The sequence below is a fragment of the Sanguibacter antarcticus genome, assembly GCF_002564005.1.
Classification (GTDB): Bacteria; Actinomycetota; Actinomycetes; order Actinomycetales; family Cellulomonadaceae; genus Sanguibacter; species Sanguibacter antarcticus.
Map to the genome: position 1 here is coordinate 1,257,998 of NZ_PDJG01000001.1, position 12,846 is coordinate 1,270,843.

A 12,846-nucleotide genomic window follows, 5' to 3' on the forward strand; every position below is an offset into this window, starting at 1 on the left:
CGCAGTGCAAGGCGACCGACGATCGTCAGCCGACCTGCTCGATGACAGCGTCCGCGACCTCACGCATCGTGAGCCTGCGGTCCATCGAGGTCTTCTGGATCCAACGGAACGAGTCAGGCTCGCTCAGACCCATCTTCGTCATGAGCAGGCCCTTGGCCCGGTCGACACGCTTACGCGTCTCGAAGCGTTCCGCAAGATCTGCTACCTCGGCCTCGAGCGCACTGATCTGCGAGTACCGCGAGATCGCGATCTCGACCGCAGGAAGAAGGTCTGCCGGGCTGAACGGCTTCACCACGTAGGCCATCGCGCCAGCATCGCGAGCACGCTCGACGAGCTCCGTCTGCGAGAAGGCCGTGAGGAGCACGACAGGCGCGGCGTGCGCCTTGCCGATCCGCTCAGCGGCAGAGATCCCGTCCAGCTCGGGCATCTTGACATCCATGACGACGACGTCTGGGCGCAGCTCAAGGACCAGACGGACCGCGGTCTCGCCGTCACCGGCCTCGCCGACGACCTCGTACCCGGCCTCGCGGAGCGTCTCGACGACATCCATGCGGATGAGCGCCTCGTCTTCAGCGACGACCGCGGTCCGCGCTCGCGGACCACGCTCGGCTGGGGCTTCTTCCTCGACGCTGACCTCCGCGGTCTCCGGCTTCAGCAGAGGAGGGAGGTCGAGCGGGGGAACCATACCTGGGGTCGAATCATTGTCCGTCACACCGGACATCGTAGTGCGTGCCACCCTCAGCGGGCGCACCGACGAGCCGAGAGCCGACGACCTGTGCACGCAGGCACCCGCGCATGTGGTTTCATTATCGAGCACACATGCCAGCTACAAGCCCCGGTAGCCCAACCGGCAGAGGCGTTCGGCTCAAACCCGATCCAGTGTGGGTTCGAATCCCACCCGGGGCACCCTTCTGAACTGCGCAAACACAAGTTTTGTCCCCACGTGGGGACAAATCTGTCCCCATGAGATGCACGACGGGCTCATGGCCAGCATCGAAAAGCGCCTTCGCGGGGATGGCAACGTCGCCTACCGCGTCACGTGGCGCGACCCCACACAGCCCGGCCGGCAGTCGATGACATTCGACGATCGGCGCCAGGCCGAGCAGACCATAAAGCTGCTCGACGGCAGCGGGCAACGGCTCACCCTCGCGATCGAGGTCGCCAACGCGATCCGCCAGGGCGGCCCGACGGTCGAGGACGCAGTGCGCGAACACATCGAGCTGCTCAACCGTGTCGGAGAAGACACCCGCAGCGGGTACCGGTACCGAGGTCGCGACCACATCAACCTGCATCTCGGCGCCCTGCCGGTCAAGGCGCTCACGTGGCATCAGGTGACGCTGTGGATCCGCGACCTGTCAGAACAAAGGACTCTCGAACAAGTCGATCGCAAACATCCACGGGCTGCTCTCCGCGGCCATGAACACCGCCGTCGGCCTCGGCTACCGGACGGACAACCCCTGCGCAGCCGTGCGACTCCCCCGCAGCCAGCAGGCAGGCGACGACATGGTCGTCCTGGAGCCGAAGGACCTCGACCTCATCCTGGACAACCTGCTTGAGCACTACCGGCCGTTCATCATCACCCTCGTCGGAACCGGCCTGCGATTCGGCGTGGCGACCGCGCTCCAGGTTGGGGACCTCTCCCTCGACGCTCGCCCACCCACCATCCGCATCAACAAGGCCTGGAAGCAGGACGGCGACCGGCAACCGTTCATCGACGCACCGAAGTCGGCCCTGTCACGGCGGACCATCTCCCTGTCCCCCGATCTCGCCGAGATGCTCCGAGACATCACCACGGACAAGAACGGGACGGATCTCGTGTTCGTCAACGTCGCCAGGCGCCCGATCCGCAACAACACCTTCTGGGCCACCAACTGGACGCCGGCGATCACCAAGGCACAGAACCCGGTCGACGCGGACGGCTTGCCGGACCCCGACGCGCGACGGCTGATGAAGCGTCCGCGGATCCACGACCTGCGGCACACCCACGCGAGCTGGAAGTTGGCAGAAGGGATGGACATGTTCACGCTGTCCCGGAGGTTGGGGCACGAGACCTCTGCGACGACGGACTCGCGATGCAGCCACCTGATGCCTGCCCAGCACCTCCAGGCCGCCGAGGTGGCCACGGCGGCGATGGGACGGCTGCGTCCGCGGCCGTCGCCACGCGGAGAAGTAGCGACGCCTTCCGCGTTTTGATGTCGTGGCAATAGATGATCGTGCTGTCGGCAGAGCGGTGGCCAGGTCCGGGCACGCGAAGTTAGCGTCAAGCACGTCGAGGTCTTCCGGGATGAGCAGTGTACGAACTCCCATCCTCGGAAAATCTCGACCACTACCCGTCGAGCGACACGCCGCTCCTCACTACACCCTCAGCTGCGGTGAGCCGCTAGCGTCGCAGCATGCGAAATCGCTCAGAACTGGTCGTAGGTGCGTTGCTCGTCGCCCTCGCCCTGACCGGCTGTGCCACCGCCGGTGCCGGCAGCGGGGTAGCACCCCCCAGCGTCGGCGGTCCCGCCGTGAGCGGTGAACCAGCCTCGAGCACAGGCGGCACGGATACAGCAGCACTTGAGCAAGCCCAGGCCTGGATGGAAGCGGCCACTCTCCCGTCCGGCGCGATCCATTCCGATCCGAGCGTCGCCGCTTTTACCTCCTACCAGGGCTGGCCGTGCGGGCCGGTCGAGGAACTCGAAGCATTCTGGACGATCCCTGGTGCGACCGTCAGCAAGACCGCCAACTGGCTGATGGAGAACCCGACCGCGGACCTCATCACGACCGCTTTAGCGCCAGTGCCTGACGATCAGACGATCACTACAACGACTGTCGGCTACATCCCCGCACCGGACGCGCAAGAAGGAATCGTCTACACGATCATGAAGACAGCCGATGGCGTCGCAGTGCGAGCCGAGATCGCGGCTCTCACCGCGTCTGCCGTGTGCCCCACACCCCCGGGCGGAGGGATCTGGGGCGAGCCCGGCCTGGGCTAACTCTGCACTCCCGGCGCTGTGCGCCGTCCCGCGCAGCCGAGCCGACGGCACACCGGACCCCGACGCGCGACGCCTGATGAAACGGCCATAGATCCACGACCTGCGTCACAACTACGCGCGCTGGATGCTGGCCGAAGAGATGGACAAGTTCACGCTGTCCCGGCGGTTAGGGCACGAGAGGTATGCCACGACTCACGCGAGGTACAGCAATCTGATGCCTGCGCAACAACTCAGTGCTGCGGAGGTGGCTGCGGCGGCGATGGGCGGCTGCGTCGTCGGCCCGCGTCACGCGGGGATCCGGCGACGCCCACTGCGTTCCGATGAACGCCCCTGAAGCAGACAACTTGCCGCCTCGTGCCCGACCTCGGCCTGCCCCAACCAGCTACCACCAGGGTGCGGCCGGATGCTGAGCGTGGCTGAGAATGGCTCAGTTCCTACTGATGCAAGTTTGGCGAGCCGTCGGGCGACGGTACTGGCTGCCCGTTGGCTAGGCGGACAGAGTCGCAACCACCGTTTGAGGACGGCGATCTCTTCGTCGTGCTGTTTCGCCCCGGCATCCCCGGGATCGGTGGTATCGGTCAAGCCGGCCACGCGTGCGGCCATCGTAGGCGGGAGCTGCTCCGCCTCGTCGGCACCGTCGGCCAGGTCGGTGGCGCCGATGCCGTTATCCGAGCAGACCGCCAGCCTCTCGACCCCTGGCAGGCCAAGCGGGGTGTGCCGGGACGTTGCCCCGAGCCACGACACAGCGGGCTCGGACAGGAGCGCGAGCTGGAGAAGAGCAGGAGCACGACCGACTCGGCTAGGAGGGCCACGACGTTCCCGATGACAATCACGCCGGTGATCATCTCGCCTGTCCCGCGCGCCATGATGGTCTGTCCACGCGATCTCTTGGTGTCGAGCCCGCCTGTCGCCGCCGCCTGGATCGGGACCGGTTGGTCACGCAAGGACGGGGGGGCAAGAGCAGCAGTCAGCAGCGTCATGCTCTGCACATGTGCGGCACCCAGGCGGACGATCAACGGCGTGTCGAGCGCTTCACTACTTGAGACCATCTGGCTACCGCCTGTGCAGCGACTTGGCGTAGTCATCGAGCACGTCAAGGATCCCTGAGTGCTGCCAGACGCGGCCGCGGCTCTTGCCGGTGCGCTCTTCGAGGACTCCGGCGTCGGTGAGCTGGGTCAGTGCGCGCTGGGCGGTCGTGTCGTTGGCGGACAGCAGTGTCTTCGCCAGGGCGGCGTTGACCACTGGGTGGGCCACGAGGTGTGGCAGCACACGCCACCCGGCGGCGTCGCTGCGCAGGCCCGTCATCTGCTCCCGGGAACTGCCCATCTCTCCTGCGAGCGCGTCGACGAGGTGGGCACCGGATCGGGCGGCGAAGCGTGACGCCTCGGCGAAGCGCTCGACGATAGGGCGGGCGTCCCCGTCCCGGAAGGAGCCCAGGGCGTCAAAGTAGCCGCTCGTGTCGCGCAAGAGGCCGGCGGAGATCGGCGCCGTGGTGTCAGTCAAGACGCCCTTGGACCGCATCATCGCGTGCACGAGTGCGCGACCGGTTCGTCCGTTGCCGTCGACGAACGGGTGGATCGTCTCGAACTGGGCGTGGGCGATGGCAGCCTGGGCGATGACAGGGAGATCGTCCCTGCGCATGAAGGTGACGAGGTCGTCGATCGCGGCGGGCACGTGCTCGTGCTGCGGGGCGACATGGCTGGCGCCGATGGGCGTGACGGGGCTCGATCCGATCCACACGAGCTGGGTGCGCAGCGTTCCGGCGTGCTCTTCCCATCCACGCTGTCCGGACAAGAGATGGTCGTGCATGGTGAGGATGGCGTCGGTGTCCAAGCGATCGGCAAGCTCGAGCGCTGCTTCCATGGCTCGCACGTTGGCGACCACGATTTGAGCGTTCGCGGCAGCGGACTCGTCGATCTCTGCGAGAGCGAGCTGGCGTGCGCCGACAGTGAGGTTCTCAATCTGGGACGACGACGTGGACTCGGTGCGCAGGAGAATCGAGGACATGGGCCCCAGGAACGGCGAGGCAGTGCCGAGTGTGGCGCGGGCGTGGGAGTTGAACTGCGCGAGCGCGGCGGCGGCCTCCTCGGTGTCCGCAGCAAGGTCAGCCGGCAGGGTCAGGCGCAGGCCTGCGATGGGCGGCGTGATCGAAGACTGGTACGAGCCCGAGGCGCCGGCCATGTGTCGGCGGGTCCGCATGCCATCGTTCTCGGCGGTCCAGGTGTGACTCTCGTAGGTGAGGGGCGCGATGGTGAGCGGCTCGTCGTTCACGGTCTGTGCACCTGCTTTCTGACTGTCGATGGCCGGGTGGGGTCGTCCCACTGTGCTGGAGCAGGTTCGAGCGTGATGTCGGGCTCGGATTTGGCTCCGATGGTGAAGCGGTAGCCTTCGGGTACGCCTCGGCTGATGCGGTTTCGGGTGCTCATGCCTGGTAGCTGTGCGACACCCGGCATCGTTACTGTCACTTACCTGTTAAGTGTAAGTACGGGGTCGCACTATCGCACACTTGAGGCAGCGTTCACAGGTGCCGCTTGGCGGGCGACTGCCGGGGACGGGGAGTCGTCGTGGCACAGGTCTGGCAATCGAACGTCCGCCCACGTCAGATCCCGTCGCGTTCGTGCCACGTCTCCGTGCACGGCTCGCCCCAGGGCGTCGCGCGGGGTTTGACGTAGGAGCCGGAGTGAGGTCGTCGCCCTGAAAGGAGCCGCAGTGCGCGCCACGTTGGTCGCAGTTTGCATCACAGGTTGACCCACTGTTCTCCAGAATGTTGCACCGGAGTCTTCCCAGGTCACCGGCCGTTCTGGTGTGATTCGAGCACGCATCGGGCGGACCTTCTGCCTAGGCGCGGCCTCAAGTGGGGGCGTTCGGGCGCACCGCAGTGGCGACGCTCGTGGAGCGCACCACCCGGTTCACGGTGATCCTCGGCCTGCTGAAGGGCAAGACATCGGCCCCGTTGGCGGACCTGCTCATCGACCACGCGAACTCCCTGCCGGCCATGATGCGCAAGTCCTTGACCTGGGACCAGGGCTCGGAAATGGCCCGCCATGGCGCGCTGACACTCGCAACGACGATGCCCGCCTACTTCGCCCACCCCCGGTCCCCCTGGGAACGGGGCACGAACGAGAACACCAACGGCCTCATCCGGGAGTACCTGCCCAAGGGGGCCGTCATCACCGACCACCAGCCCTACCTCGACGCCATCGCCGAAGAGGTCAACGACAGACCCCGAGCAGCCCTGGGCTTCTACACGCCACGGGAGAAATTCGAAGAGCTCCTCAACGCCAGCGTTGCTTCCACGCCTTGACACCAAGAGTTGGCTCCACGATCAATCTCACTCTCGTCGCACTGGAGTTCACGGTCTTTTCTAGGTCTACATGTTCGTACGGCTTTGCTGCCACGATACTGCAACTACGGTTGAAATAACCCTCGCGCGACCTTTCGACCATGTCGCTTCTCTGCCTATATTTCGATTGCAGGTCGCGGTTCTGGGGGGACGCGACCGAGCGGCAGCAGCGCCGTCTCACGCGCACGTCTGGTCACCCCCCGATCGATAGGCGGGGGTATGAACATGACCGGATCACGACGTCTGAGCGCCCCACGGGGAACAAAGCTCAAGGCACTTCTCGCTGGCGGCGCAGTCCTCGGGCTCGGGACCACTGTCACGCTCGCCGCGTGGACGGACACGGAGTGGGTGTTCGCCGGCAACACAGCCGGTGACGGACCGGGGCTCGGCACATCGCTGTTCGAGGTCGAGCAGAACGTCACCGCGCCCTACGACGAGACCGGGTTCGCCCAGTCCGAGACAAACCCCGGGCAAGCGATGACGTTCGGGCTCGCCGCACTCGACCTCACGCCTGGCACGTCGGTCTACGCACCCGTGGCGCTCCGGACCGTCACCAGCTCCATCGCTGGCACGCTCTCCCTCGAACCCGCCGTCCCAGCCGACGGGATCACGGTCTCCGACACCGACCAGGCGTTGTGGGGGGCGCTCGAGCTGCGCGTCGCCCTCGCCGTCGGAGACGGGACCTCAGGGACGGTGTGCAACGCGACGACCTTCGCGGACCCGGCCGACGTCGTCGCGGACGGTGCGCTCGACGGCACCGGTGTCGACGATGTCGTCTCACTCGATGCGGACTCCGGCAACACCGGGTTCTTCTGCTTCGAGATCACGTTGCCCGAAGCCCCGACGCTTCCGGCCGGGACCGCCCTCGACGACCTCCAAGGCCGCAGCGCAGCACCAGCATGGAACTTCTCGTCCGTGTCGTCATGACGCGAGGTGCGAGCCGCTCAGGACAGACGGGACAGGCGAGGCGACGGTGCCTCACGGTCGCGAGCGTCGTCGGTGGGCTCTCGGCTCTCTGGTTCGTGTGCTCGCTCACGCTGGGGTGGACCATCGTCCTGTTCGCCACCGGGTCGATGGCCCCCACCTACCCCACGGGCGCGGCAGCGATCTCGGTTCCGGTCGCCGCCGCCGACATCGCGGTCGACGACGTCGTCACGGTGCCGAAGCCCGGGAGCGACCTCCCGGTGACGCACCGGGTCGTCGAGGTGACGGACGTGCCCGGCGACGCCGAAGCACGGCAGCTCGTGCTCAGAGGAGACGACAACACGACCGCCGACCGCGAACCGTACGTCGTCCGAGACGCGCAGCGTGTGGTCATCGGCTTTCCGCTGGTCGGCTACGTGATGACGACGCTCGCACAGCCTGCAGCGCTCCTCGCGACGACCCTGGTCGTCGCGCTCGCCACGGTATGGATGCTCTGGCCATCACCTGACGAGACCGCCGACGTTCCCGCTACGGTCCCAGCCCGATGACCACCGGCACGACGAGAGAGGAGGACGCCATGCAGGCCGTCGACACCAGCGACGCTCCTGCGGCACCCGCGCGCGACGTCCGACGACGCCGCTCGACGCACGTCGCGCGAGCCCTCCTCGGTGCTGCTCTCGTCGTCGCCGGCGCGCTCTACGGAGTACAGGCCGGCGCGCTCGCAGCCGTCGTCGTCCCGGAGCCGGTGGACGCCGACCTGCTCGTCCAGGCCGACTGGCCGCTGTCTCCCCTCGGCACGCTCGCGCCAGGCCGCCCCGCCCACTGGGTCGTCGACACCTGGGTCGTCGGGACAGCGGAAGCAGAGTTCACGCTCGAGCTGCGCAAGGACGGAGACCTCATGACGATGACAGAAGGAGCGACGACGACGGTCGAACGCTGTGCGACCGCGTGGGTCGGCCTCCCTGACGACCCCGCGTGCGAATCAGGCTGGGGCGACGTCGCCGCCGTGGTTCCCACCGACGACTACGACGCGTGGAGCCCCGTCTGGATGCTGTCGACGAAGAGAGCGTACGAGCCTGTCCATCTTCTCGTGACCATCGCCCTCGACGAGTCGCCCGACACGACGAACAACCCAGACCTCATGGGCCTCACCGGGAACATCGCCCTGGGAGTGACGGCCACCGCGACGACACCGCTTCCCGACGACGAGAAGCCTGATGCGCCCCCGACCCCTGGCTCAGGCTCAGGAGACGACGTCGGACTGGCTCCCGCACCCCCCGCGAGCGCCCCTGGAGGTCCGAGCCTGCCCGTCACGGGAGCCGACGTCCTCGGCCTTCTGCTCTCTGCCGCCGCGATCGCCAGCGGTGGCGTGCTGATCCTGGGCGCCCGACGACGAGTGGAGGACCGATGACGTCCACGAGACGACCGCCGACGGCGCTGCGGACGAAGGGGTCCGCGGCCGTGCAGGCGTGCGTTGCCGTCGCTGCGACGACCGCCGTGGTGGTCGGTATCTCGCTGAGCGCCGAGCCGACGCTCGCGACGTGGAACGACACAGAGTGGTCGCACAGCGCGGTCGCGACCCAGACCATCGACTGCGAGACGGCAACGACGTTCGAGAGCCGATCGGATGCACGCTTTCTCAGCGGGTCGTTGATCGGGACGGACCTCGACGGCGACGAACCTCGGCTCAGGGAGCGGCGACCCGACCACCGAGACGTTCGCCAACCCGCTCGTGGTGTCGGCTCTGGGAGGCATCGCTGGTCTCGACCTCACCGGCCTGACGGTCGGGCTGCCGGTCGGATCCGCCGGGGCAGTGAACCAGTACACCCAGGTGTCGGGTGCAGGTCGCTCCGTCGCCGCATCCGGTCTGGTGAGCAACACCGGGGGTGTCCTCGTATCCGCCGACACGCCCCCGTCCGAGCAGCCAGAACCGGCCAGGATCAGCCTGTCGCAGGCGCTCCCTGCAGTCGCGAACATCACCGACGCCCAGCTCGCGGTCGGCGCGGTCGCGTCCTCGGCGACCCTCGACTGGTACAGCGCCGTCCGCAGCTCCGTATGGGGCGACGGGAGCCTCACCGGGGTCACTCGCGACTACGGCATCGCGAGCCTCGACCTCGAGATCGAGAGCCCCTTGGTCACCTCCCTGACGACGAGCGTCTCGCAGACCGTGACTGCGCTCGATGCGGCGGTCGTCGCGCTCGCGGGTACTAACGGGCTCATCAGCGGCGCAATTAGAGGCGTCGTAAGCGCGGGCCTAGCACTTTTGAGCGTCGGCAGTGTGACAGGGACTGTGACGGTCTCCGACTTGGGACTCACCTCCGCGCTCGGCACCCTTCTCACAACACCGCTCACCGATGGTGGCGTCACCATCGATCTCACCTCAGGCATCGTGAAAGTTGACCTCGCACACCTTCTCGGCGACGATGCTGGCGGTCTCAACGACCTCTCCCCCAACCACGAAGTCGTTCTTGACGCCGCGCTCGTCAACGATGTCACGAACCGCGTTCAGTCCCTGTTGGAAGCGTGGTCGACCCAGGTCACGAATACCCTGACCTCCGCCATCGGCAGCGCAACTGTCACAGTTGCACAGAGGATCGAAGTTCTGAGCATTTTGGGCATACGCCTTGTGTTTTTGAATGTCGGTCTCTCTGCACCAGTGGCCAGCATCGTTGCGGGGACGACCAGCGCACCCGTCACCCTAAGCACCCCTATCATCGGGATCTCTCTGGACCTGCTGCAAACCTTGGGCCTGAGTACCATCACCGGCGTAGGCACGGTCCTAACCAAGGAGCTCACCGTCCGGGTCGCCACCCTAGGAACGACGCTCACCGCCACGACCTCCTCGCTGACAACAGCTCTCGGTACGACCCTCGCCGCGCTCCCCTCGGCCCTGTCGTTGCGGGTCAACGTCCAGCCCGACCAGCCCAACGCCCCACCAGGAGTGTCTTTCAACCCTGGGTCCCCTCCGTGGACGAGCCCTGCGTACAGCGTCACGGCGTTGCGCCTGGGCCTTCTCGATGCGGTCTCGCCGAGCAACGGATTCGCCTATCTCGAGCTCGCGCGCTCCACAGCGGGCTCGTCGACGGCCCCGTACTGATCACCGAACGGTTTCAGCGACATACCGCCCTTCCGGCGCACCACAACCGATTTCCGAACATACGTACGAAGTGCGAGACTGTGCATCCGCGCAGGTCAGATGATGTGCTCCTGACCGCCGGACCACGACGTCCGCCTTCGTACACACCTGGAGATCATCATGATGGGCGCCCACCACGCCGCGACCGGAGCGGCCGCATGGGTGGCTGTCGCCGGCACCGGACCGTTCATGCTCGGCCTGTACCCGGTCTCGGACTCCGGCCTCCTCGTCGGGACGATCGTCTGCGCCGGCGCAGCGCTCCTGCCCGATGCCGACCACCACTCCGGCACCATCAGCAACTCCCTCCCACCGCTGTCGAAGGTCGTGACGCGGGCGATCTCCCGAGCGTCCGGCGGCCACCGGCACGGAACCCACGGGCTCCTCGCCATCGGCGCCGGATCAGGGCTCGCGACGCTCGCCGGACTCATCGGCATACAGACCGAGACCTACGGCCGGGTCGCCATCGGCGCCGGTGTCCTGTCGCTCCTGCTCGTCGCCTACGCGGCGAAGGCACTGCGGATCACCGCAGACGGCACATGGCTGCGGTCCTGGCTCCTCGCGATCGCCCTCGCGACCTTCGTGACCCTCTATGCACCGTACGAGTGGGAATGGTTGCCCGTCGCTGTCGGGCTGGGCGTCGCCGTGCACATCGCGGGTGACATGCTCACGACAGGGGGCGTCCCGCTGCTGTGGCCCTGGACCCCTCGACCACCACGCTGGTGGTCCCGGACCAACATCCTCAACGACATCTGGCAGCCGAGCGGATGGATGGGTCTGCCCGTGCTCGGCAACGCCGGCTCACGCCGCGAGTGGGCCTTCGCGATCCCCGTGAGCGCATACGCGACCTACGGCTTCATCGTGGGGATCATCGGCATCGTGCACTCGTTCACCACCGACCCCGCCGTGACGGACGCCTTCAGCAGCCTCTGGCCGCTCGTGTGACACGACGAAGCGCCCCCGGCCTGCAGGCCGGGGGCGCTTCGTCGTCAAACTATCCCGGACGAACGGTCAGACCTCGTCGCCGATGCGGTGCACGAGGATCGAGTTCGTCGTACCCGAGACTCCCACCGGAGCACCCGAGACGACGACCACGAGGTCGCCGACCTCGACGAGGCCGTTGGCGCGCAGTGTCGAGTCGACCTGGCGAACCATCGCGTCCGTGCTGTCGACCGAGGGGACCTCGTACGTCTGCGTGCCCCAGGTGAGGGACAGCACGTTGCGGACCGCGGTCCGCGGCGTGAACGCGACGAGCGGGAGCGCAGAGCGCAGACGCGACATGCGGCGAGCAGAGTCACCGGACTGCGTGAAGGTCACGAGGAACTTCACCCCGAGGATCTCACCGATCTCGGCAGCGGCGCGAGTGATCGCTCCACCGCGGGTGTGCGGCGTCGAGCCGAGCGGGGCGATGCGCTCGCGACCGAGCTCCTCGGTGCTCTCGATGATCCGAGCCATGGTCCGGACAGCCTCGATGGGGTAGTCCCCCACGCTGGTCTCGCCGGAGAGCATGACGGCGTCTGCACCGTCGAGGACCGCGTTGGCGCAGTCAGAGGCCTCGGCGCGCGTCGGGCGCGGCGCGGTGATCATGGACTCGAGCACCTGCGTGGCGACGATGACCGGCTTCGCGCTGCGGCGAGCCATCTCGACGGCGCGCTTCTGCACGAGCGGGACCTGCTCGAGAGGAAGCTCGACACCGAGGTCACCACGGGCAACCATGATGCCGTCGAACGCGTCGATGATCTCGGCGAGGTTCTCGACAGCCTGCGGCTTCTCGATCTTCGCGATGACGGGGAGGATGCGTCCTTCCTCCTCCATGATCCGACGGACGTCGTTGTAGTCCGCAGCGCTGCGGACGAAGGACAGCGCGATGATGTCGGCGCCGATCCGGACGGCCCAGCGGAGGTCGGCCTCGTCCTTGTCGGACATGGCGGGGACCGAGACAGCAACACCCGGGAGGTTGAGGCCCTTGTTGTTGGAGATCGGGCCGCTGACCTCGACGCGGGTGACCACGCGGGGTCCCTCGACCGCGGTGATGCGGACGAGGACGCGGCCGTCGTCGATGAGGATGGGGTCGCCCACGCGAGCGTCGTTCGGCAGACCCTTGTGGGTCGTGGAGCACAGCTCCTTGGTGCCGACGACGTCTTCGGTCGTGATCGTGAAGGTGTCGCCGACGTTCAGCCACTGCTTCTCGTCGTTGGCGAAGCGTCCGAGGCGGATCTTCGGTCCCTGGAGGTCGACCAGGATGGCGACAGACCGGCCGGACGCCTCAGCGGCGGCGCGGACGTTGTGGAAGACGGCCTCGTGCTCGGACACGTCACCGTGACTGCGGTTGATTCGCGCGACGTCCATACCGGCGTCGACCAGGTTCTGTACTTGTTCGGGGGAGGCCGTGACGGGCCCAAGGGTGCATACGATCTTTGCTCTGCGCATAGCTCCAGCCTAGTTGCTTGTGACGATACTGCTGTCAG

General features: G+C 67.1%; 10 protein-coding genes, 1 tRNA gene and 2 pseudogenes. 10 read left to right on the forward strand and 3 right to left on the reverse strand.

What is annotated here, in order from left to right; translation table 11 throughout:
• Window positions 1-25: 25 nt before the first annotated feature.
• Window positions 26-721 carry an ANTAR domain-containing response regulator gene (locus ATL42_RS05675; protein WP_098454513.1) on the reverse strand — a complete coding sequence of 232 codons (696 nt, stop codon included), beginning with the start codon at window positions 719-721 and terminating at the stop codon, window positions 26-28.
• Between the two features lie 111 nt (window positions 722-832).
• Between ATL42_RS05675 and ATL42_RS05680 the strand changes: the two genes are divergently transcribed.
• From ATL42_RS05680 to ATL42_RS05690, 4 genes are all read left to right on the forward strand, one after another.
• Window positions 833-906 (forward strand) — tRNA-Leu (locus ATL42_RS05680).
• Window positions 907-983: 77 nt separating this feature from the next.
• Entirely contained in the window at window positions 984-1,556 is a 573-nt protein-coding gene (locus tag ATL42_RS16380; RefSeq protein ID WP_169925344.1) for a hypothetical protein, read from the forward strand.
• Window positions 1,504-2,193 carry a site-specific integrase gene (locus ATL42_RS05685; protein ID WP_169925345.1) on the forward strand — a complete coding sequence of 230 codons (690 nt, stop codon included), beginning with the start codon at window positions 1,504-1,506 and terminating at the stop codon, window positions 2,191-2,193. The genes ATL42_RS16380 and ATL42_RS05685 overlap by 53 nt, the downstream gene beginning before the upstream one ends.
• 200 nt (window positions 2,194-2,393) lie before the next feature.
• A complete protein-coding gene (locus tag ATL42_RS05690; protein ID WP_143556699.1) occupies window positions 2,394-2,978 on the forward strand; it encodes a hypothetical protein in 585 nt (194 codons plus the stop codon).
• Between the two features lie 1,053 nt (window positions 2,979-4,031).
• Here the strand turns inward: ATL42_RS05690 and ATL42_RS05700 are convergent.
• Window positions 4,032-5,249 (reverse strand): Fic family protein, encoded by a 1,218-nt coding sequence (locus ATL42_RS05700; protein WP_245862180.1) that lies wholly within the window; start codon window positions 5,247-5,249, stop codon window positions 4,032-4,034.
• Window positions 5,250-5,832: 583 nt separating this feature from the next.
• Between ATL42_RS05700 and ATL42_RS05705 the strand changes: the two are divergent.
• From ATL42_RS05705 to ATL42_RS05730, 6 genes and pseudogenes are all read left to right on the forward strand, one after another.
• Window positions 5,833-6,282, forward strand: a pseudogene (locus tag ATL42_RS05705) (IS30 family transposase); the annotation flags it as partial.
• Window positions 6,283-6,546: 264 nt separating this feature from the next.
• Window positions 6,547-7,248, forward strand: coding sequence for a SipW-dependent-type signal peptide-containing protein (locus ATL42_RS05710; protein ID WP_098456370.1), 702 nt, complete (start codon window positions 6,547-6,549; stop codon window positions 7,246-7,248).
• Window positions 7,221-7,793, forward strand: a complete 573-nt coding sequence (locus tag ATL42_RS05715; protein ID WP_098454518.1) for a signal peptidase I — start codon at window positions 7,221-7,223, stop codon at window positions 7,791-7,793. The genes ATL42_RS05710 and ATL42_RS05715 overlap by 28 nt, the downstream gene beginning before the upstream one ends.
• Window positions 7,790-8,656 carry a hypothetical protein gene (locus ATL42_RS05720; RefSeq protein WP_098454519.1) on the forward strand — a complete coding sequence of 289 codons (867 nt, stop codon included), beginning with the start codon at window positions 7,790-7,792 and terminating at the stop codon, window positions 8,654-8,656. The genes ATL42_RS05715 and ATL42_RS05720 overlap by 4 nt, the downstream gene beginning before the upstream one ends.
• A 273-nt stretch (window positions 8,657-8,929) precedes the next feature.
• A pseudogene (locus ATL42_RS05725) lies at window positions 8,930-10,342 on the forward strand (choice-of-anchor G family protein); the annotation flags it as partial.
• Window positions 10,343-10,501: 159 nt separating this feature from the next.
• On the forward strand, window positions 10,502-11,323 hold the full coding sequence (locus ATL42_RS05730; RefSeq protein ID WP_098454521.1) for a metal-dependent hydrolase: 822 nt from the start codon (window positions 10,502-10,504) through the stop codon (window positions 11,321-11,323).
• Between the two features lie 66 nt (window positions 11,324-11,389).
• On the opposite strand, the gene pyk is transcribed toward ATL42_RS05730, so the two are convergent.
• The gene (gene pyk, locus ATL42_RS05735; RefSeq protein ID WP_098454522.1) at window positions 11,390-12,808 is read right to left on the reverse strand and encodes a pyruvate kinase; all 1,419 of its coding nucleotides are present in this window, start codon (window positions 12,806-12,808) and stop codon (window positions 11,390-11,392) included.
• Window positions 12,809-12,846 lie beyond the last annotated feature (38 nt).